This window comes from Faecalibacterium sp. I3-3-33, from assembly GCF_023347295.1.
GTDB lineage: Bacteria > Bacillota > Clostridia > Oscillospirales > Ruminococcaceae > Faecalibacterium.
The window spans coordinates 489395-509718 of record NZ_CP094469.1 but is presented as its reverse complement, the minus strand read 5'-3'; the positions used below and the strand labels follow the sequence as shown (position 1 = coordinate 509718).

General features: G+C 54.3%; 17 protein-coding genes and 3 tRNA genes. 9 read left to right on the top strand and 11 right to left on the bottom strand.

Features of this window, described 5'->3' with window-relative positions; genetic code table 11:
* Nucleotides 1–225 precede the first annotated feature (225 nt).
* The gene (gene cysS / locus MTP39_RS02415; protein ID WP_249241288.1) at nucleotides 226–1623 is read left to right on the top strand and encodes a cysteine--tRNA ligase; all 1398 of its coding nucleotides are present in this window, start codon (nucleotides 226–228) and stop codon (nucleotides 1621–1623) included.
* 336 nt (nucleotides 1624–1959) lie between these two features.
* On the opposite strand, the gene MTP39_RS02410 is transcribed toward cysS, so the two are convergent.
* The 5 genes from MTP39_RS02410 to MTP39_RS02390 all read right to left on the bottom strand — a co-directional run bounded on the left by MTP39_RS02410 (nucleotide 1960) and on the right by MTP39_RS02390 (nucleotide 4659).
* Entirely contained in the window at nucleotides 1960–3177 is a 1218-nt protein-coding gene (locus tag MTP39_RS02410) for an iron-containing alcohol dehydrogenase (protein WP_015537293.1), read from the bottom strand.
* 225 nt (nucleotides 3178–3402) lie between these two features.
* A tRNA-Thr gene (locus MTP39_RS02405) sits at nucleotides 3403–3478 on the bottom strand.
* Nucleotides 3479–3481: 3 nt separating this feature from the next.
* Nucleotides 3482–3558, bottom strand: a tRNA-Asp gene (locus MTP39_RS02400).
* Nucleotides 3559–4045: 487 nt separating this feature from the next.
* Nucleotides 4046–4121 (bottom strand) — tRNA-Trp (locus MTP39_RS02395).
* 67 nt (nucleotides 4122–4188) lie between these two features.
* The gene (locus tag MTP39_RS02390; protein WP_249241287.1) at nucleotides 4189–4659 is read right to left on the bottom strand and encodes an RrF2 family transcriptional regulator; all 471 of its coding nucleotides are present in this window, start codon (nucleotides 4657–4659) and stop codon (nucleotides 4189–4191) included.
* Between the two features lie 132 nt (nucleotides 4660–4791).
* On the opposite strand from MTP39_RS02390, the gene MTP39_RS02385 reads away from it, so the two are divergent.
* The 4 genes from MTP39_RS02385 (at nucleotide 4792) to nifU (ending at nucleotide 7662) form a co-directional block, all read left to right on the top strand.
* Nucleotides 4792–5115 carry a rhodanese-like domain-containing protein gene (locus MTP39_RS02385; RefSeq protein ID WP_055186843.1) on the top strand — a complete coding sequence of 108 codons (324 nt, stop codon included), beginning with the start codon at nucleotides 4792–4794 and terminating at the stop codon, nucleotides 5113–5115.
* Nucleotides 5116–5424: 309 nt separating this feature from the next.
* The gene (locus MTP39_RS02380) at nucleotides 5425–5865 is read left to right on the top strand and encodes a hypothetical protein (protein ID WP_005922940.1); all 441 of its coding nucleotides are present in this window, start codon (nucleotides 5425–5427) and stop codon (nucleotides 5863–5865) included.
* A gap of 133 nt (nucleotides 5866–5998) precedes the next feature.
* The gene (locus MTP39_RS02375; RefSeq protein WP_081028484.1) at nucleotides 5999–7216 is read left to right on the top strand and encodes a cysteine desulfurase family protein; all 1218 of its coding nucleotides are present in this window, start codon (nucleotides 5999–6001) and stop codon (nucleotides 7214–7216) included.
* A gap of 2 nt (nucleotides 7217–7218) precedes the next feature.
* Complete coding sequence (gene nifU, locus MTP39_RS02370; protein ID WP_005922938.1) at nucleotides 7219–7662, top strand: Fe-S cluster assembly scaffold protein NifU; 444 nt, start codon at nucleotides 7219–7221, stop codon at nucleotides 7660–7662.
* 357 nt (nucleotides 7663–8019) lie between these two features.
* On the opposite strand, the gene MTP39_RS02365 is transcribed toward nifU, so the two are convergent.
* From MTP39_RS02365 to MTP39_RS02340, 6 genes are all read right to left on the bottom strand, one after another.
* A complete protein-coding gene (locus tag MTP39_RS02365; RefSeq protein WP_249241286.1) occupies nucleotides 8020–9558 on the bottom strand; it encodes an AAA family ATPase in 1539 nt (512 codons plus the stop codon).
* 17 nt (nucleotides 9559–9575) lie between these two features.
* Nucleotides 9576–11006, bottom strand: a complete 1431-nt coding sequence (locus MTP39_RS02360) for a vWA domain-containing protein (protein WP_249241285.1) — start codon at nucleotides 11004–11006, stop codon at nucleotides 9576–9578.
* 14 nt (nucleotides 11007–11020) lie between these two features.
* Nucleotides 11021–12145: a leucine-rich repeat protein gene (locus tag MTP39_RS02355; protein ID WP_249241284.1), complete on the bottom strand. Its 1125-nt coding sequence runs from the start codon at nucleotides 12143–12145 to the stop codon at nucleotides 11021–11023.
* A 131-nt stretch (nucleotides 12146–12276) separates the two neighbouring features.
* Complete coding sequence (locus MTP39_RS02350) at nucleotides 12277–13836, bottom strand: recombinase family protein (RefSeq protein ID WP_249241283.1); 1560 nt, start codon at nucleotides 13834–13836, stop codon at nucleotides 12277–12279.
* A gap of 120 nt (nucleotides 13837–13956) precedes the next feature.
* A complete protein-coding gene (locus MTP39_RS02345; protein ID WP_249241282.1) occupies nucleotides 13957–15084 on the bottom strand; it encodes an anaerobic sulfatase maturase in 1128 nt (375 codons plus the stop codon).
* Nucleotides 15085–15111: 27 nt separating this feature from the next.
* Nucleotides 15112–15858, bottom strand: a complete 747-nt coding sequence (locus MTP39_RS02340) for a MurR/RpiR family transcriptional regulator (RefSeq protein WP_249241281.1) — start codon at nucleotides 15856–15858, stop codon at nucleotides 15112–15114.
* Nucleotides 15859–16145: 287 nt separating this feature from the next.
* On the opposite strand from MTP39_RS02340, the gene MTP39_RS02335 reads away from it, so the two are divergent.
* From MTP39_RS02335 to MTP39_RS02320, 4 genes are all read left to right on the top strand, one after another.
* On the top strand, nucleotides 16146–17618 hold the full coding sequence (locus tag MTP39_RS02335) for a PTS transporter subunit EIIC (RefSeq protein ID WP_249241280.1): 1473 nt from the start codon (nucleotides 16146–16148) through the stop codon (nucleotides 17616–17618).
* 26 nt (nucleotides 17619–17644) lie between these two features.
* Nucleotides 17645–19108 (top strand): sulfatase, encoded by a 1464-nt coding sequence (locus tag MTP39_RS02330; RefSeq protein ID WP_249241279.1) that lies wholly within the window; start codon nucleotides 17645–17647, stop codon nucleotides 19106–19108.
* An 80-nt stretch (nucleotides 19109–19188) separates the two neighbouring features.
* Nucleotides 19189–19770 (top strand): chromate transporter, encoded by a 582-nt coding sequence (locus MTP39_RS02325; protein ID WP_249241278.1) that lies wholly within the window; start codon nucleotides 19189–19191, stop codon nucleotides 19768–19770.
* Nucleotides 19767–20324 carry a chromate transporter gene (locus tag MTP39_RS02320; protein WP_249241277.1) on the top strand — a complete coding sequence of 186 codons (558 nt, stop codon included), beginning with the start codon at nucleotides 19767–19769 and terminating at the stop codon, nucleotides 20322–20324. Before MTP39_RS02325 ends, MTP39_RS02320 begins: the two co-directional genes overlap by 4 nt.

The window sequence follows — 20324 nt, the reverse complement described above, 5'->3', positions numbered from 1 at the left end:
AGCCTGTTTGCAGACCGCCGCGCAAAGTGCGCCCGGACAGCACGCGGCGGGAACCCCGTGGGGAAGTATCGCCGTGCGGTGCGCCGCCGTTACCGGCTTTGAGCGACAAACAGAAGTGGAACCGCGATTTTGATTTTAAAACCGCCTTCAGAGCTGTGCCTTGTGCACCGCTCCGGGGGCGTTTTGTTTTGCGGCTTCTGTTTGGAACAAAAAGGAGAATTGACCATGCAGATCTTCAACACCCTGACCCGACAGAAGGAAGAATTTGTGCCGCAGGTGCCCGGCGAGTACCGCATCTACGTCTGCGGCCCTACCGTGTACAACTATATCCACATCGGCAACGCACGCCCGCTGATCGTGTTCGACACCCTGCGCCGTTATCTGGAATACCGGGGCAACAAGGTGATCTACGTTTCCAACATCACCGATATCGACGATAAGCTCATCAAGAAGGGACAGGAAGAGGGCACCTCCATGAAGGAGGTGGCACAGCGCTTTGAGGCCGAGTACCTGAAGGATGCCGCCGGTCTGAACTGCGAAAAGCCCACCGTGCAGCCCCGCGCTACCGAGCATATCCCCCAGATTTTGGATATCGTCAAAGACCTGATCGACTCCGGCCACGCCTACGTTGCCAAAAACGGCGATGTGTACTTCCGGGTGAAGAGCGACCCCGGCTACGGCAAGCTGAGTCACCTGAATCTGGACGATCTGGAAAGCGGCAACCGCGAGCTGCGCAGCCGCATGGAGGACGACCTGAAGGAGGACCCCGCCGACTTTGCCGTCTGGAAGGCTGCAAAGCCCGGTGAGCCCGCATGGGAAAGCCCCTACGGCATGGGCCGCCCGGGCTGGCACATCGAGTGCAGCGCCATGAGCCGCACCCATCTGGGCAAGACCATCGACCTGCACTGCGGCGGTCAGGATCTGATCTTCCCCCACCACGAAAACGAAATTGCCCAGAGCGAGTGCGCCAACGGCTGTGAGTTTGCCCGCTACTGGATGCACAACGGTTTCATCAACGTGGACAACCAGAAAATGTCCAAGAGCCTGCACAACTTCTTTACCGTGCGGGATGTGGCAAACCTCTACGGCTACGAGCCCATCCGCTACTTCATGCTGACCGCCGGCTACCGGATGCCCCTGAACTACACTGTGGACCTCATCGAGAGCTGCAAGAACAGTCTGGAGCGCCTGTACACCTGCCGCGAGAATCTGGACTTTGCCCTGAGCAAGACTGACTTCGACACCGACGAGACCCTGAAGGAAAAGGCCGCCGAGGCACGCACCAAGTTCTGCACCGCCATGGACGACGACCTGAACACCCCGGATGCGCTGGCTGCCGTGTTCGATCTGGTCAAGGAGATCAACACCCTGTCTGCTGCTTCCAGCAAGGCTGCACTGGAGACTGCTGCCGCCGCCTTTGACGAGATCACCGGCGTGCTGGGTCTGCTGTACAACCGCAAGAAGGACGAGGTGCCCGCCGAGGTGACCGCGCTGGTAGAGAAGCGCGCTGCCGCCAAGAAGGCCAAGGACTGGGCCACTGCCGACGCCATCCGCGCACAGCTGACCGAACTGGGCTGGGCTGTCAAGGATACCGCACAGGGTCCCCAGCTGAGCAAGCTGTAACGTCTGCCGCTGCGGGAGGACCATTTTAAATGGCCTCCGCGCTGCTCTGGCCATAGTTCAAGGAATTATAATTTAGAATTGGGGGTTCAGAAACGCCTGCGGGCGTTTCTGAACCCCTTTTTCACAGCTGGGGTCTCAATCCCGTGAAAATGCAATGCCGGAGCGTCCGCAGACGCTCCGGCATTGCTCTATTAAAAATAATTTTTCCGCTGAATATGCCCAAAGCGCACGCGGCGGGCATTTCAAATCGTCCAGCATAATCAGCAAAAGCCCCGCAGGGCGTTGTGCTCTGCGGGGCTTTTGGCGCTAGGGGAGGTGTAACGAAGAAAGGACGAATCAGAAATCCACCTCGGTGTCGTAGTAGCAGCACTTGAGCAGCTTCTCCATCTCCTCCTGACTGGGCTGGCGGGGATTGGAGCCGGTGCAGGCGTCGGCGATGGCGTTCTTGGCGATCTCGGGCAGACGCTCCAGGAACACATTCTCCGGCACAAAGCCCTGCTCAGTGGGGTAGGAGTCCGGGCCGTAGTGCTGGATGCAGTGGGGGATGTTCAGCGCGTCGTTCATGCCGCGCAGGTACTCGATGAGCAGCTTGACCTTCTCGTCATCGTTTGCGCCGCCCAGCTTCATCTCGTCTGCGATGACGCCGTAGCGCTTCTTGGCCTCGGGGTCCTTGGCGTTGAAGGCGATGACCTTGGGCAGGTACATGGCGTTGGCCGCGCCGTGGATGATGTGTGCGCCGTAGTCTGCAAAGGCAGCGCCGGTCTTGTGTGCCATGGAGTGCACGATGCCCAGCAGAGCGTTGGAGAAGGCCATACCGGCAAGGCACTGGGCGTTGTGCATGGAGTCGCGCTTGGACATATCGCCATTGTAGCTGTCCACCAGATCACCCTGGATCATACGGATGGCAAAAATGGCCAGCGGATCGGTGTAGTCGCAGTGTGCGGTGGAAACATAAGCCTCCACAGCGTGGGTCATGGCGTCCATACCGGTGTGGGCAACCAGCTTCTTGGGCATAGTCTCAGCCAGATCGGGGTCTACGATGGCCACGTCCGGGGTGATCTCGAAGTCCGCGATGGGGTACTTGATGCCCTTCTGGTAGTCGGTAATAATGGAGAAGGCGGTCACCTCGGTAGCAGTGCCGGAGGTAGAGGAAATGGCGCAGAAGTGTGCCTTGCGGCGCAGCGGCGGGATGCCGAACACCTTGCACATTTCCTCAAAGGTGATCTCGGGGTACTCGTACTTGATCCACATGGCCTTGGCAGCATCAATGGGAGAGCCGCCGCCCATGGCGATGATCCAGTCGGGCTCAAACTTCAGCATGGCCTCGGCGCCGCGCATGACGGTCTCCACGGAAGGATCGGGTTCGATGCCCTCGAACAGCTCCACTTCCATGCCGGCTTCCTTCAGGTACTCAACGGCACGGTCCAAAAAGCCGAAGCGCTTCATGGAGCCGCCGCCGACACAGATCATTGCCTTTTTGCCAGTGAAGGACTTCAGCGCTTCCAGAGCGCCCTTGCCATGGTACAGATCACGGGGCAGAGTAAAACGAGCCATAATACAAAACCTCCAAAATTATCACGGCACACGCAGCGCTGTGCCGTAGTTCATTATTATGTTAATTATATAACAACTTAGAGATGGCTTCAATTGACGTACCGGAAGAAAAAGTCGTTCTATTTTGGGCGGTTTCCACAAGCAGTAGGATGCAACAGCCCCTCTGCCCTGAAAAAAGCGCAAAAAAACACCCCGAAGTCTTAAAGACTTCGAGGTGTTTGCCTTTGGAGCTGCTATCCAGATTCGAACTGGAGACCTCATCCTTACCAAGGATGCGCTCTACCAACTGAGCTATAGCAGCAAATGGCGACCCGGATCGGGCTCGAACCGACGACCCCCAGCGTGACAGGCTGGTGCTCTAACCAACTGAGCTACCGGGCCATGATCGCTCAAGTTCGTGCGGCATCTTACCGCGGGAACGTGCTCTATTATATCGGAAAGTCGGTCTGTTGTCAAGCACAAATTTGCGGAAAATGCAATTTTTTGCAAAAGCTGGTAAAGGTGGGCTGTTTGGAGGAGCTGGGACGATTTTAAATGGCCTCCGCTGTGCTCTGGCCATATTCAGCGGAAAGACTATTTTAAATTTCGCGTTTGTCGCGCTCTGCGGAGCGCTCCAAACGCATTTTCACGGGAGGGGTTTAGAACGAACTCCCTCAGTCAAAACCTGACGGTTTTGCCAGCTCCCTCGGGGCGGGGGAAGTCTTTCCTCAAAGGGAGAGGCAAGAGCACTGCCGAAAACTTTCTCATTGCGCCTAATGCTTTAGCGCTAAACTTTACGGCTTGGCTCCCCCTTCGGGGGAGCTGGCGCGGGAGCGCCTGAGAGGGTTCAAAAAACAAAACGCACAAGTTCCGAAGAACCTGTGCGTCATGGCAGGGGTAGTAAGTTTCGAACTCACGGCACGCGGTTTTGGAGACCGCTGCTCTACCAGCTGAGCTATACCCCTATATACATTCGCTGAATGCTTGATTATTATAGCCGATGCAAAGGGGAATGTCAAGCCTTATTTTTACTTATTTCTCATTTTTCGTGCCGCCGCAGCTGCAGCAGCTCTCCTGCGCGGTGGAATCCAGTGCGGGCAGCTGGCTTGCCAGCTGTTCCAGCGTAACGCTGTCGATATACTGGTTGATCACCTCGTCCAGCCCGGCCCAGAACGGCAGGGTGAAGCACTGCTCAGACATGGGGCACTCGTTGGTCACGCTGCCAAGGCACGGAATGGGCGCTACGCTGCCCTCGATGGCGCGCAGGATCTCGCCGGCGGTGTAGTCGGCGGGGTCCTTTGTCAGGCGGTAGCCGCCCTGACTGCCCCGCTCGCTCTTGACCAGCCCCACCCGCGCCAGCGGGGTGACGATCTGCTCCAGATATTTCAGGCTCAGGTTCTGCCGCTCGCTGATCTCCTTCAGGCTGACGGTGGTGCCCGGCGCATAGCGCGCCAGCTCCGCCATCAGGCGCAGGGCGTAGCGGCTCTTGGTGGAAAATTTCATGGTAGTCCTCTCCTTGTTGCAGTTTATAGTATAGCACGTTACTCGGATTTTGCAAAGGAGAAACCTCTTGTGCAAACAAAAAAGGTCTGTTATCATAGGATGGAACAGAACCTATCTTTGAGGAGTGAGAGTATGACAGAAAAGATCACCGCCGCAGACGCCATTCGTCTGCTGGATTCCGGCAAGGCCGTAGCCGTGGATGTGCGCGAGCCGGACGAGTATGCCGTGGGGCATATCCCCGGGGCAAAGCTGCTGCCGCTGGGTCAGGTCATCGACCGTGCCGCCGAGGTGCTGCCGGACAAAAACGCCCTGTGGCTGGTGTACTGCCGCACCGGCCGCCGCAGCGCCGATGCCGTGCAGAAGCTGGAAAGCCTTGGCTACACCAACCTGCGGGACCTTGGCGGCATTTTAAGCTGGCCCTACGAGATCGAGGGCGATTTTGAGGGGCATTTTTAAGGAAAACCATTGAAATGCCCTCCGCTTACGCTCTGGGCATAAACAGCGGAAAAATTATTTTTATTTCGCGTTTGTCGCGGCCTGCGGGCCGCTCCAAACGCATTTTCACAAAAGGGGCTTAGAAAACCGGCGCCCTCCACTCGTGAAAAAGAGCATCTGAAAAGCCCGCAGGCTTTTCAGATGCTCAAATAAAAAATCTAATTCCGCTAAAAATATCCAGAGCGAAGCGGAGGATATTCTAAATCGTCCCCTAAAAAGCCGCTTATTATAATAAGAAGCACAAACCCATACCAGAAAGGAAACCATGCCATGTCGTTCCATGCAAAAGAGTTCGCGGGCAGCCACTGCGGCTGCCGTTACCAGCAGGATTACCGCCCTACTTTGGGTCGGGACGGCAAAAAGGAATCCGGCACGCTGGAGGTCATCAAGTTCTACTACGATGGTGCTATCCGCTTTGAGCAGCACTGCTATGGCGAGGCTGCCACCTTTGTGTTCGGCGTGTGGGCGTCCGGCATGGATGAGGACGGCACACTGCACTGGGTACTGCCGGACCGCCGCAAGAGCTATTACGACGAAAGCTATCTGCCCAAAAAGCTGGACCGGGTGGACGAAGCCGGAAACCTGTACTTTGACGGCGGCATCTTCCCGTGGAAGCTGGCGGACGACTTTGCCGAGGATAAGCGCTGGGGCTACCCCAAGTGGAAGGTAGCGCTGGGCAAGCTGACCGGAAAAGGCAAAAAAGGTGACTGAATCACGAAAATCCAGTATTCATATTGACATACTAGGGAATGATATGGTATAACTTATCCGTTGAAAGGATTCCGCATCTGCACAGGGCATTTAAGGCTCCCGCAGACGCGTTCAATAAGAAAGGATCATTCCTATGGAAAACATGGAAAAAGTGGTTTATCTGGATAATGCTGCCACCACTCCCTGTGCTCCCGAGGCACTGGAAATGATGGTCAAAGCCCTGAGCGGTGCCTGCGGCAACCCCAGCAGCCATTACAGTGTGGGCTACGAGGCCAAGGAATTCGTGGACACCGGCCGTGCGCAGGTGGCAAAGGCCATCAATGCAAGTCCGGCTGAGCTCTTCTTTACCAGCTGCGGCTCCGAGGCCGACAACTGGGCCGTAAAGGGCACCGCCTTCACCAAGGCACGCCAGAACAAAAAGCACCTCATCACCAGCGCTTTTGAGCATCATGCCATCATGCACAGCATGGCTGCACTGGAGCGCATGGGCTTTGAAGTGACCTATATCAAGCCCACCGCCGAGGGCTACATCCGCCCCGAGGATGTGGAAGCTGCCATCCGTCCCGACACCGCGCTGGTCAGCATCATGATGGCCAACAACGAGATCGGCACCATCCAGCCCATCAAGGAGATTGCCGAGGTCGCTCACAAGCACGGTGTCTGGATGCACACCGACGCCGTGCAGGCTGTGGGTGCCATCCCCGTGGATGTGAAGGAGCTGGGCGTGGATATGCTGTCCATGAGCGCCCACAAGTTCAATGGCCCCAAGGGCATGGGTGCCCTGTACTGCCGTAAGGGCGTATGGCCCCAGAACTTGATCGATGGCGGCAGTCAGGAGGCCCGCCACCGTGCAGGCACCGAGAACGTGGCCGGCATTGCTGCCATGGGCAAGGCACTGGAGATCGCCACGGCGCATCTGGATGAGCGCATGGCCCACGAGAGCGAGCTGCGCGATTACGTCATCGACCGCATCCTCAAGAACATCCCGGAAGCCCGCCTGAACGGCGGCCGCAGTCCCCGTCTGCCCAACAATGTGAACATCAGCTTCCCGGGTCTGGAGGGCGAGACCATCCTGCTGGATCTGGATATGCACGGCATCTGCGCCTCCACCGGCTCTGCCTGCAACTCCGACAGTCTGGACCCCAGCCACGTCCTGCTGAGCATCGGCGTGCCTGAGGAGATCGGCCACGGTTCCATGCGGTTCACCTTTGGCCCGCAGAACACCATGGAAGAAGCAAAATATCTGTGTGACGTGCTGGAGGAGGTCATTCCCCGCCGCCGCGCTATGAGTTGTATGTGGCTGCAGGGTCAGAACAAGGCCCGCCAGTTCAGCCTGAAGGGAGAACAGTAATTATGGCAAGTATGTATAGTGCCAAGGTCATGGAGCATTTCGCAAATCCGCACAACGTAGGTGAGCTGCCCGATGCAAACGGCGTGGGCGAAGTGGGCAACCCCAAGTGCGGCGACATCATGCGCATGTACCTGAAGATCGAGAACAATGTGATCGTGGACGTTAAGTTCCTCACCTTTGGCTGCGGCGCAGCCATTGCCACCAGCAGCATGGCCACCGACCTGATCAAGGGCAAGACCGTGGACGAGGCACTGAAGCTGACCAACAAGGCCGTTGTGGAGGCTCTGGAGGGTCTGCCCCCGGTCAAGGTGCACTGCTCCGTTCTGGCAGAGCAGGCTGTCAAGGCCGCTCTGTCCGACTACTACCGCCGTCAGGGCATCGACCCGGAACCCATCGTGGGCAAGCTGGAAGAGGATTGCGAGCACTGCGAGAGCTGCGGCCACTGATCCTGACAATATGTCCTAAGCAAAAAGAGGACACCGCATTCGTGCGGTGTCCTCTTTTTGCGTAAATACGATTTAGAGTGGCCTCCGCTACGCTCTGGCCATATTCAGCGGAAATCACTTTTATATCTTTGGTACACCGGAGCGTCTGCGGACGCTCCGGTGTACCTTTTTCACGGGAGAGAGCCGCAACGGTAAGCAGGCGCTTTCCACGAATCCTGTCGTTTTCCCTTGCGTCCCCACTTGTAAAAAAGGGATTCTGAAAAGCCCGCAGGCTTTTCAGAATCCCGGATAAAAAACAAACTCCTCGAAACATGGCCAAAGCACACGCGGAGGCCATTTTCAATCGTTTTCCGCGCCTTACACCCCGCCGTGGCGGCGCTGCTCGGCGGCAAGCTCCTGCTGCAAAGCAGCCTTGCGGTGATCCAGCAGCAGATCCTTGTTGTACTTGAAGTACCGCTCGCAGCCGTTCTCGGTGAGGAACTGGTGGGAGGCGGGGTTCACCGTAAGTTCGGTGACGAACACCACCATCTCCTGACTTTCCGCAAAGGCCTGCTCCATAAAGTCGAAGGCAGCTTCCAGCGCAGCGGCGGCGGTCTTTTGGGTGGTCTCGCGCTGGTCTGCCAGCGCACGGAACTGACCGCGCAGCAGGTCGAAGGCCTCCTGCGTACCGGCGGCGTTGGCGCGGCGCAGCTCCCCTTCCCACTGGTGCAGCGCGGCCTGCACCTGCAGGCGGTTGGTCAGCTCTGCCTTGCCCAGCAGCCCGGCATCGCGCTTTTGCTGGGTCTCAGTTTCGTAATCCTTGATCTGCTGGCTGAATAGTTCCGCGGAGCCGTCCGGGATATCCTCCGGCAGGGTTGCCAGCGCCTTTTTGGTCTCCCGCAAAAAGGCGTAGCAGGCATCGGCCACAGCATCCGCCTGCAGAGAGGCAGCAAAGCGGGTGTCCAGCCCCGCCAGCAGCAGGCTGACAAGGCTGAGCCGCTCGTCAAAGGGGGCTTGCAGCAGCCGGGCGAACACGGCGGGCTTTGTCTGCCCGGCAAGAATTTCCTCCACACCGTAGTCGTCCCGGTATTTGTAGTACAGGTCCAGATAGGCCGAGAAGTCCTCGGCGATCTTCGGGTGCTGGATGTACTCCCGGATCAGCTCCTCGTCTGCCTGCAAGCCCAGCGTTTCGTAGGTGTCCAGCAGGTTGGAAAGATCCTCCCAGCCGCGGGCGGTGACGAACTGGGTGCCGTCCACGTCTGCGTTGATCTGGTAAAAGTTCTGGGGATGCAGCTCCAGATAGCTCAGGATGGCGCTGTGGATGTGCGCGGCGCGGGCGTAGTCCTTCCACACCGGCAGGTCGGGCTCGATATCCATGCGGCGCACACGGTCAAGGGTCACGATGTCAAAATCCCGGACGGATTTGTTGTACTCCGGCGGGTTGCCAGCCGCCACGATGACCCAGCCCGCAGGCACGGCCTGATTGCCAAAGGTCTTGCACTGCAAAAATTGCAGCATGGTAGGGGCCAGCGTTTCGGACACGCAGTTGATCTCGTCGATGAACAGAATACCCTCGGAAAGGCCGGTGGCCTCCATTTTGGCGTAGATGCTGGCAATGATCTCGCTCATGGTGTACTCGGTGACAGACACATCCTTATCGCCGTAGTGGCGCTGTCGGATAAAGGGCAGACCCACGGCGCTCTGGCGGGTGTGGTGGGTGATGGTGTAGGCCACCAGCGCCACCCCGCACTCCCGGGCCACCTGCTCCATCACCTGCGTTTTGCCAATGCCCGGAGGCCCCATCAGCAGGATGGGACGCTGCCGGATGGCGGGAATGGCGTATTCGCCCAGCGCATCCTTGGCAAGGTAGGCTTTTACGGTATGTTCGATTTCTTCCTTAGCACGTTTGATATTCATAATGGTTCCCCCTCTTGTCAGGAGTTGTTCAGTTCGCGGTACAGGTCATCCTCCTCGGCCAGAGCGTCCGCAAGGGCGCTGGCGGGGCGGGCTGCCGCACCGGTAAATTCTTCTTCGTCCAGTACCACCTTCATCGCCCACGGCGGCACGTTGGCATCGTCGAACCGCTCCCCCAAAAACAGGAAGGCGGTATCGTAGCCGGGACGCCGCGCCGGGTAGGTGCCCATGCCGTCGGTGAAGTACAAAAGGCCGCGCAGGTTGGAAAACTTCTTTTCGGCGCAAAGCTGGTTTACATATTCAAAGGCCGGACGGAAGTCCGTTCCGCCACCGCCCCGCAGCTCAAAGTGGTTCATGGCATGGATGAGCTCGTCCTCGTTGCGGATGAGGATATCCTGCCGCACGGCGTTGTCGGCCTGAATCAGGTGCAGGTTCATGCGGTGGAAAAAGTTTTCCCGCCCTTTGAGCAGGGTGTAGGTCTCGGCCAGAAAGGCGCGCACCAGTTCGCCGGAGGTGGAGTAGCTGGTGTCGATGACCAGCGCCAGTTCCTCGATTTTTTTGCTCTCCCGGCTTTCCAGCGGCTCGATGAGGGGCAGGTTGCCGTACACCGAAAGGCCGTAGGTATAAAAGTTCAGGTCAAACTCGTCCGGGTCCAGCTTGACCTCCTCGCGCAGGACGCAGAACCGGCGCAGAAAATCCTTGTAGCTGCGGCGGCTGCGGTTGGCGGCTTTCACCTGCTGCTTCAAGGCATCGGTGCCCTCGCCCGCCTCCTTGTCCCGCAGGTCCAGTTCGGTCTGCATCCGCTCCCCGATCTTCTGCCACGTTTTCTGCGGCAGAGGGGTGGGCATCTGCTGGGGCTGCTCCGGGGCATCCTTCGGCCACAGGCGGTGGTCATCGGTGACAAATTCCCGCTCCAGCTGCCGCACTACGCCGGGCGTCTGCCGGGTGAGCCAGCGGTACACCGGGGCTGCTGCCACCACCTTTTCCTCGGCGGTGATCTGCCGGTAGGCGTTCTGCCGCACATAGGTCAGCGGGCGCATCACGCTTTTGCGCTGTAAGCTGTCAATGACGTTTTCCACCGCGATATCGCACGCAAGGCTCCACAGCTGCGGCTCCCGGCGGCCTTTCAGCCACAAATGCCGGAATACGCAGTGGAATATGGTGTGCAGATACAGCCGGTTGAGATATTTCGGGTTTTCCTGATAGAGCTGCAGCAGGCGCTGCGGCTGGTAATACAGGGTCTGACCGTCCGTAGCCAGCACCCGGCAGCGCTCGTCCGGGGCGGGGGTCAGGGCGCTGAGTGCCATATCCAGAAACCGGAAGTCCAGATACAGCCCGCTGCGCACCACCGCCAGCACCTCGCCGCCCATGCGCGCCTGCCACTCCTCGTGGGTCTCCGGCCGCTGGGACTGGAAGGGCTTGCGGGGGTCGAAAAATTTTTCCTTTGGCAACGTGTGGTCACCTCTCAAAAATCAAAATCGTACCGCTGCTTTTTGGGCTGGGGAGCATATTTTTTGTGTTCCGCATCTGCCAGCAGGGCGGCAGCGGCGGCGTTCTCTGCCTTGGCGGCAAGGGCAGCGGCGGACGCAAAAGCGGCTTTGTCCAGCACATCCAGCGCCAGCAGGGCGCGGATGCTGTCGATGTCCTGCGCCTTTAAAAGGCGGGCGAACACCCGGTCAGTGTTGGCTGACAGAAACGCCCGGTAGTGCCCGGCAGCAGTTTCGGTCAGCTGCCACGGATACCGCAGGCGAGCAAAGCAGAGCATGGCCATAATGGCGGCGTCATCGGCATCGTGCCCCTGCGGGAAGATAGCGTCATATTCTGCGGGGAGGAATTTATTGTCGAGAAAACACTGCCTGTAATGGTATCCCTGCCCAGAAAAGGTGTGCAGCAGGATGTGGGCGGGAGTCTCCTCGATGTCCTCCCAGTAGGCAGGGTACCACAGCGCCGCCAGCGGTGCGGGGGCATCGGCGGGCCAGAACTGTGCCTGCACCGCCTCGGTGATGTTGTTCACCAGTGCAAACAGCCCGGTGGGCTGCTCCGGTGCGGCCTGCACTCGCAGCGTTTCCAGCGCAAAGCAGTTCAAAAACACATCGCTGCCCACGGTCAGGCTGCTGCTGCCCACGGTGAGCAGACGCAGGCTGCGGCAGTTGTAAAAGGCACAGCTGCCAATGACCTGTACACTGTCCGGCAGGGTGACTTCCTCTAAAAAGCTGCCGCACACCGGGTGCAGTTCCTCTTCGTCCGCAGCCGGGGCGTCAAGGTCAAAATCGTACCGGCGGGCGGGCTTTTGCCCCACCGCCTGCCCAAACGCCCGGGTCAGCCGCACCGTGCCGTCTGCGCTTACTGCGTAGCGGCAGAGGGTATCCGCCGCAGGCAGGCTGCGGGGCTTTTCCGAAAAACAGTAGTTGCCCAGCTCGGTCAGGGCAAAACTGCCGCCCGCCGGGGCGGGCAGAGTACCCGGCAGCACCACGCAGGGCGCTGTGCCGTACACCCGCACCAGCCGTCCCGTCTGTGCCGAAAGGGGCAGGAGATCCAATATCAGTTCGTTTGCCTGTTCCACCATGCTGCGACCTCGTTTTTTCTGCATTTCATTCAGCTTTCAGTATACCGCGAACAGGGGGTGGTTGTCCAGTGCAGAGAACGATTTGAACGGTTCTGTGCAAATAGGCCGCGGTGCCCGGCAGCGCTGCCGGTGCTTCCCTTTTGTTGCCGCCCTATTCAAGTCCGCTGTTCTGCCGGTGCTGCTGAAAGAAAATTGCCATATAAAGCAAAAAAGACAGCTATCAAAAGCTGTCTTTTTTGTGGTGCAGGAATGCAATCCAAATCCGAACCATTTCCCTTTGATGCGGCTTCTGCCGCTTCTCCAAAAGTCACGGTCTGTGTCCCTTCTTTATAGTTAAAGGTAATGAGAACCTTATCATCATACAGGTAAATCGCATTGATAAAGGTATCCACCAGTGCCTGCCGCTGGTTTTTCAGGCTCATATCCAGCTTGCGGAACCGCAGCAGCCAAAACCTGATAAATTCTTCGGTTACTTTCGGCTTTGCCAGCTTTTCTTCTGCAATGCGGGCTTCAAGCTCACGCTTGGTTTCTTCCAGCTGCTCCAGCCGCTCCTTGGCGGAACTGGTCAGGATACCGGCCTGAACCGCATTGAGCATATTCTGGATACCGGATTCTGCATCCCGGAGCTGCTTTTCATAAAGGGAAATGTTGGTATTCTCCTTGTTTTGCAGTTCCATGACCTTGGCAATGATGGATTCCATAGCAGCATCATCCCGAACAAGCTTCATGGTCTGGTTGACCACCAAATCTTCCAGCCACTGTTTGCGGACGGTTTTCTTCTTGCAGCCCTTCCTCTTTTTGACGGTAGCACATTTATAATAGCGGTGGACTTCTCCCGTCCGGCTTGTGCCGCTCTCGCCAAACATCAGCGCACCGCAGTAACCACAGTGCAGCTTGGTTGTCAGCAGGTAATCATCCTCTGCCTTTCTCCGGGCAGGGGCTTTCTTGTTTTTGGCGATTTTTTCCTGCACGTCCTCAAACAGTTCCAGCGGAATGATGGGCGGGATAGCATCCGGCACGACCACATCCCGGAATTTCAGTTCTCCGATGTAACGCCGATTCTTGAGCATATGTTCGACACTGTTATAGGTGAACGCGCTGCCGACCGGGTTCTTGATGCCATTTTCATTCAGCCAGTCCCGAATTTCTTTCATCGTAAGACCATCCCGGTACTTCCTGAACGCTTCCAGCACGAAAGGGGAGGCAAGCGGATCGATGTGAAATTTTCGCTCGGAATCCAGCGTATAACCAAACGTTCCACGCCCACCATTGCAGCGGCCTTTCAGGATGTTCTCCGTCTGTCCACGGACAACCTTTTCGGCAAGGTCGGCAGAGTAGTATTCTGCATAGCCTTCCAGCACCGATTCCAGAATGATGCCCTCCGGTCCCTCGGAGATGATCTCGGTAGCAGACATGAGCTTGACACCGTTTTTCTTCAGTTGGGTCTTGTACCGGGCACTGTCGTAGCGATTCCGGGCAAAGCGGTCGAGCTTCCAGACAATGATGACGTCAAAGATGCCACGCTCACTGTCCTTGATCATCTGCTGGAACTGCGGGCGGTTATCGGTCTTGGCAGAGATGGCACGGTCAATGTAGTGCTTGACCACCGTAATGCCATTCTTTTCGGCATAGGCCGTACATTCACGAATCTGGCCTTCAATGGATTCTTCACGCTGGTTGTCGCTGGAATAGCGGGCGTATATCACGGCAGTCATGGCAGGCACCTCCCATTTATACAGCATTGAACAATAATACGTTTGCCGATCTTGAATTTCGTATAATATATCATGCAGCTTCAATAAATACAAGGTCTTTCTAAAAAAATCCAAGAAATCTCAATATAAACAAGCTTTCTGTTGTTTTGCAATTTGTTCGATTCTGGGAAATGAATGTTCAAAAAACATCTGGAAAGCGCCACACAAATAGTTATGATTTCCCGTGGAATCTACATACCAATCCCGTTTACAGCCGCCGAAGCACATTCTTCGCCAGCGGCATGAATTACACTCAGCAGGATGTTCTGCTCCGTCCTTCAAAAAACGGCGCTCCTTATCGCATTGCATGATTTCGACAAATGACGTATCCTTCACTACCCCCAGTTTCCATTCGTCTAAACAGTAAAAGTCACAAGGATAGAGAGAGCCGTTTCCTTCCACCACAAGATAATTTCCACAGCTTCCACTTGTGGCACATGTTCCTGCAGGCATTCCCATAGCAAGATAGATATAGTCGTCAAATAAACGGACGCTTGTATACTGACCAGCTTGCCAATCCCGATACCATTCATCAAATAACCCACATAAAAAGTGTCCATAAAGTTCCGGTGTAATGGAATATGGCATACTGCCACGAGGTTTACCTAATGGATCAAGACACGGCGTAAATTGCAGATAGTTACCACCAAGTTTCTGAAGCGTATGATACACTTTGACAGGGCTTTTTGCACACGATCGTGTAACAACACAGAGGATGTTTGTATCAACTTTATTTTTTTGCAAAAGAGAAAGTGCTTTTGTCACGCGAGCCCATGTGGATCTTCCAGAAGCATCTGGGCGTAATTCATCATGAAGAGCTTTTGTGCCATCTATACTGATTCCCACTAGGAAGCGATTTTCTGCCAGAAAAACAGCCCACTGTTCATCAATCATCAGGCCATTTGTCTGAATTGCAAAATTCACGTGGACGTGGTTTGCGTTATGCTGGTAAACCTTTTCAACAAAATAACGGTAGTAATCCAGCCCAGCAAGTGTTGGTTCTCCTCCCTGAAAGGCGAACGTCACGCTACTGTTCCTGTTATCCAATGCAGCAAAGGCTTGTTGAATCAAACAATCGACAGTTTCAGTCGTCATTCGGCCAGTGCTGGCTTCTGTACGATTGACTGCTTCATCTTCATAAAAACAGTAGCGACAACGCATATTGCACAGACTTGAAGCCGGTTTGATTAGAAAGTTCAAATTTTTCATTGTTACCTCAGCTTAATATCTTCTATTTTACTGCTTAGAGCTTTCTTCATGAAGCGCTTCTATGATCATCTCAATAAACATGAAAAAAGTAATCGCATCATCTAGAAGATAATTGCATCGCTCGTGGCTAAGGAAAGGAAGCACAACCGTCTGGGTAACAAGTTTTGCGAGAGTGGTACGGGTCGACATGGTGATGAGAATGACCGATGCTCCTCGTTGAACATATTGTTCCACAAGGGATTCATAAAGCGGATCACCGCTGAGAGAAAAAATAAATACAACATCATTAGATCGGATGAAGGAAACATAGCATTCCATCTGCGAAGTATCATTCATAAAGTGGCTGTCGATGCCGGAACGATTCAGACGAAAAGCCATCTGCTGTGCAGACATGCCAGAGTGATAGTTGCCAAGAGTGATAACGCGATTGGCCCGGTGGATGATCTGAACGATCGTCTGAAGCTGATCAGCGGCGACCCCTTGACGGAGCTTTTGGATAATGTTTTCGTACCGGGTCAGGATGTTGTGCTCCTGTGCAGAAGCTGCCAGAGCCGGTTCATGAAGATAGGCATATTTGAACTCAGACCATCCCTGATATCCGAGTTTCTGGCATAAACGAACGATGGCACTGCGTGAGATGCCGGCATCCTGTGCAATGAGCTCAGCGCTTCGGCGCTGGATATCGTGCGGATAGTTCAGCAGGTATTCTGCGGCTTTGCGCTCGTTTTTGGGGAGACTGGGAAGCACAGCCTGCATATTTTCCAGAACTGTCATAGAGATTACCTCCATCGGAGTCTAAAAATTGGGGTATCGGTAAGGATCACTATTTCAAGTATAATCGAAAAATGAACATCTGTCCAGAATTGAGCTGTAAAACAATCGAAATTCCCGAAAATAGTGTACAAAAACGAACAAATGTTCTTGTGCAGCACGACAAAAAGCGAACATTTGTTTAGAAAAATATTGATTTTACGAACGAATGACCGTATAATGAATCTATCGAAAAGATTCCAGGGCCCGGAATTTTTACATTGGTAAAAAGCAAATGAAGGAGAATCTTTATGGCCAAAATTGATTATAACGCTCTTGCTCCATTCATCGTTGAAAATGTTGGTGGGAAAAAGAACATCGTCTCATTGACACACTGCGTCACGCGTCTTCGATTCAGACTTAAGGATGAATCCAAGGCAAACACCACTGCATTGAAGGAAAAAAACGGGATCCTGGATGTAATTCAGAAAGGCGGTCAATATCAAGTTGTCATTGGCAACGCGGTTGAAGACGCTTATGATGCAGTGTTGAAGCTTGGCGGCATCGGGGCAGGCGGTGAGGTTGAAGCGGAAAACACTAATACGAACCAAAATCTCTTTGATCTGTTTGTGTCAACGATTTCCGGCATTTTTACTCCACTGCTTGGTCTGATGTGCGGCTGTGGCATCCTGAAAGGTTTGAGTGTTTTTCTTGGTGCACTGGGCGTGATCAGCACATCGTCCGGCACTTATGTGGTCATCAATGCTATTGGCGATACTATTTTTTACTTCTTTCCGGTATTTATCGGTTTTACCGCCGCAGAGAAGTTTGGTATGAATCGTTTTGTAGGCGCAGCTGTTGGTGCCGCTCTCCTGCATCCCAATATTTCAGCCCTTCGATCCAGCGAAGTGTTGTTTTCGGTTCTCGGCGGCACACCATTTGAAAGCAACGTGACCACGACCTTTGCAGGTATCCCCGTCATTATGATGAATTACGCATCGACTGTTATTCCCGCGGTTCTGGCCGTATTCTTTGCGTCCAAGGTAGAGCGTCTGATAAAAAAGATCTGCCCGGCTGTTGTCAAAATGTTCCTCGTTCCCGCATTCACACTTTTAATTGCTGTTCCTGTAACGTTGATTATCGTTGGTCCTGTCGCAACATGGATCAGCGATGCTATTGGCATGATGTTTGCAGTATTTCACGATTTTAGTCCGATTCTTTCCGGTGCACTGGTTGGCGGACTGTGGCAGGTACTGGTCATGTTTGGTGTCCATCAGGGAATCACTCCAATTATGATCAACAACCTTATGACCAATGGTTTTGAAAACGTCATCTGTTGTATGCAGGCGGTTCCTTTTACCACTTGCGCGGTCGTCTTTGCGGTATATCTGAAAAGTAAGAATAAGAAAATCAAAGAAACTGCTCTGCCTGCTGCAATCTCCAGCTTCTTCGGTGTAAGCGAACCTTCCATCTATGGTGTTACACTGCCTCTGAAAGTCCCCTTTGTGATCACGCTGTTCTGCTCTGCTGTTGGCGGTGCCATTATGGGGGGCTTGGGGGTCAATATGTATACTATGGGCGGCATGGGTCTATTTGCATTCCCCGCCTATATCAATCCTGCAGTTGGTTTTGATATTTCGTTCTACGGCGTTCTGATTGCAGTTGGCATCGCTATGGTACTTGGCTTTATCACAACGCTGATTTTTTATAAAGACAAAGATGGTGTGACGGTTCAGGATGCCAAAGCATCCAAGGCCGCAGTAAAGCAGAAGCTTGGCCGCTAAAGCACTTCATCTAGGGAGGTATTTTTGTGAAAGTTGTTATGGTGATGTTTGATACGCTGACGCGAAAGTTTTTGCCGAGTTACGGCTGTAACTGGACAAAACTGCCTAATTTCAAACGGTTGGAACAACACTGCACAACCTTCGACAATTTCTATGCGGGCAGTCTGCCCTGCATGCCGGCCCGACGAGAACTACATACCGGAAAGCATAACTTTCTTCATCGAAGCTGGGGTCCGCTGGAACCGTTTGATCGTTCTTGTGTCGAAGTCCTGCGTGCGGAGGGCGTCTATACCCATCTGTGTACAGACCATTCGCACTATTGGGAAGACGGTGGCTGCACCTATCACAACCGCTATGACACCTGGGAGGGCTTCCGTGGACAGGAGGGCGACCGCTTTGTGGCGCACGATATCCCGGTGGACATGCCAGAGAAACGCCATCCCCTCAATAAGACTGGCATCTCCGTAACACAGCATTACCGCAACCGGGAGCGTCAGCGGACGGAAGAAGAAATGTCCGGCACACGAACTGTACAGGCCGGACTGGAATTTCTGAAAGAGCACGTGGAAAAAGACAGTTGGTTTTTACAGATAGAGTGCTTTGATCCTCACGAGCCCTTCTATGTTCCGCAGAAATACCGTGCCCTGTACGATCTGCCGGAAGAAGAAACTTTGAACTGGCCCCGATACGGCAGAGTTGCAAGCGAAGACTACCGTGAAGATCTGCAAAATGCAGCTAGAGAGTATGCGGCTCTGATGACAATGTGCGATGTGCACCTCGGGCTGATTCTGGACTTCATGGATGCGCACGATATGTGGAAGGATACGGTCCTCATTGTCAACACCGACCACGGCTTCCTGCTGGGCGAACACGAATGGCTCGGCAAGAATTTTCCGCCGCCTTATGACGAATTGGCACATCTCCCGTTCTATTTCCATGTTCCGGGCATCGCTGAGGGTGGACGGTGTGAACAACTGGCAACAACAGTGGATATCGCGCCAACGCTGCTGGAACTCTTTGGATGTGACCAGACCCCGATGGGCGAGATGGACGGTCGGTCACTGCTCCCGGCATTGGAAGGGAAACCGGTTCGGGAATGGGCATTGTTTGGTGTCCATGGCTGCTATACGGGCATTACAGATGGTCGGATGACCTACCTGAAAGCCGAACAGAACGAGGATGCGCCGCTGTATGAGTACACCCTGATGCCGACGAATATTCGTGGGTATTTTTCGGAAGATCAGCTTCGCCGTGGGGAGCTGGTGGAAGGGACCCGGTTTACCAATGGCATCCCGTGCATCCGGTATCCGGTCGTAAAAATATACCAGACTGCAAAATTGAAAGACCGCCTGTATGACCTCAAAAAAGACCCGGAACAGCTGAAAAACCTGAGCGGAAGTCCGGAAGAGACTGTCTGGAAGGATAAGCTGACCAACGCACTGAAACAGGTGCAGGCTCCGCAGGAAGAGTTTTTCCGACTGGGATTATAAACAGAAACAGGACGGCATTACAGCTTGTCCTGTTTTTTCCTGTAGAGTCCTGCTTCTCCTTGTAGAGATGGAGTAAAGTTATGAATAAACGCACAGATACAAAAACACTTTGGAAGCTTTTCCTAAGTACCCTTTATATCAGCACTTTCACCTTCGGTGGCGGCTTCGTCATCGTCACCTTCATGAAGCAAAAATTTGTTGATGAACTGCATTGGCTGAAAGAGGATGAAATGCTTGATTTTGCGGCTCTGGCTCAGTCCAGTCCGGGCGCTATTGCGGTCAATGCTGCGATTCTAGTCGGCTGGCGTGTCGGCGGATTTATTGGAATGGTGACATCGGTCATCGGTACCATCATTCCACCCATGGCGATTCTCTCGGGCATTTCCTTTTTTTATACGGCTTTTGCTACTAATTTATATGTTTCCCTTGCACTGAAAGGTATGCAGGCCGGTGTTGCTGCGGTCATTCTGGACGTTGTTTTTGGCTTGGGCGGTAACATCATCCGGCAGCATAAGCCTGTTTACATCGGGGTTATGATGCTTGCCTTCCTTGCAAACAGCATTTTTAATATCAACGTCATCTTCATCATTCTGACCTGTGCCGTTTTTGGCGTCCTGCTCGAAGTCATTCACCACATAAAGCGGAGAGGAGATGCCGTATGATTTACTTGCAGTTGTTTCTGAGCTTTCTACAGGTAGGCATGTTCAGCATCGGTGGCGGTTATGCGGCCATTCCACTGATTCGGGATCAAATTGTGACCAGCCACGCTTGGCTGACAATGAACGAATTCACCGACCTCATTACCATTGCTGAAATGACACCAGGTCCTATTGCGGTCAACTCGGCGACCTTTGTTGGCATCCGTATTGCCGGCCCTCTGGGTGCCGTCATCGCCACATTGGGTTGTATTACGCCTTCGCTTCTCATTGTTTCTCTGCTGGCTTATATTTATTATCGATATAAGAATGTCTCTGCCCTGCAAAGCGTTTTAGCAAGCCTGCGTCCAGCAGTCGTTGCTCTTATCGCAGGTGCCGGTCTGTCTATCTTAAAGCTGGTTGTGTTTCAAGGCAATGTTGTTGCCCTTGCCTCCGTGAACTGGGCTGGTGTTTTGATTTTTGTTGCCGCTTTTGTTGCCCTTCGGACGTTCAAAATAAATCCAATTTTAACAATGCTCTGCTGTGGAGCAGCAAATTTATTTGTAAATCTCTTCTGCTAA

Bases quoted from the DNA above. Each gene is read 5' to 3' on its own strand.
- MTP39_RS02355 (WP_249241284.1), bottom strand. From the start codon at position 12,145: ATGCAGAAAAAACGAGGTCGCAGCATGGTGGAACAGGCAAACGAACTG.
- MTP39_RS02320 (WP_249241277.1), top strand. From the start codon at position 19,767: ATGATTTACTTGCAGTTGTTTCTGAGCTTTCTACAGGTAGGCATGTTC.
- MTP39_RS02390 (WP_249241287.1), bottom strand. From the start codon at position 4,659: ATGAAATTTTCCACCAAGAGCCGCTACGCCCTGCGCCTGATGGCGGAG.
- MTP39_RS02325 (WP_249241278.1), top strand. From the start codon at position 19,189: ATGAATAAACGCACAGATACAAAAACACTTTGGAAGCTTTTCCTAAGT.
- MTP39_RS02335 (WP_249241280.1), top strand. From the start codon at position 16,146: ATGGCCAAAATTGATTATAACGCTCTTGCTCCATTCATCGTTGAAAAT.
- MTP39_RS02365 (WP_249241286.1), bottom strand. From the start codon at position 9,558: ATGAATATCAAACGTGCTAAGGAAGAAATCGAACATACCGTAAAAGCC.
- cysS (WP_249241288.1), top strand. From the start codon at position 226: ATGCAGATCTTCAACACCCTGACCCGACAGAAGGAAGAATTTGTGCCG.
- MTP39_RS02385 (WP_055186843.1), top strand. From the start codon at position 4,792: ATGACAGAAAAGATCACCGCCGCAGACGCCATTCGTCTGCTGGATTCC.
- MTP39_RS02375 (WP_081028484.1), top strand. From the start codon at position 5,999: ATGGAAAACATGGAAAAAGTGGTTTATCTGGATAATGCTGCCACCACT.
- MTP39_RS02350 (WP_249241283.1), bottom strand. From the start codon at position 13,836: ATGACTGCCGTGATATACGCCCGCTATTCCAGCGACAACCAGCGTGAA.
- nifU (WP_005922938.1), top strand. From the start codon at position 7,219: ATGGCAAGTATGTATAGTGCCAAGGTCATGGAGCATTTCGCAAATCCG.
- MTP39_RS02340 (WP_249241281.1), bottom strand. From the start codon at position 15,858: ATGACAGTTCTGGAAAATATGCAGGCTGTGCTTCCCAGTCTCCCCAAA.
- MTP39_RS02345 (WP_249241282.1), bottom strand. From the start codon at position 15,084: ATGAAAAATTTGAACTTTCTAATCAAACCGGCTTCAAGTCTGTGCAAT.
- MTP39_RS02410 (WP_015537293.1), bottom strand. From the start codon at position 3,177: ATGGCTCGTTTTACTCTGCCCCGTGATCTGTACCATGGCAAGGGCGCT.
- MTP39_RS02380 (WP_005922940.1), top strand. From the start codon at position 5,425: ATGTCGTTCCATGCAAAAGAGTTCGCGGGCAGCCACTGCGGCTGCCGT.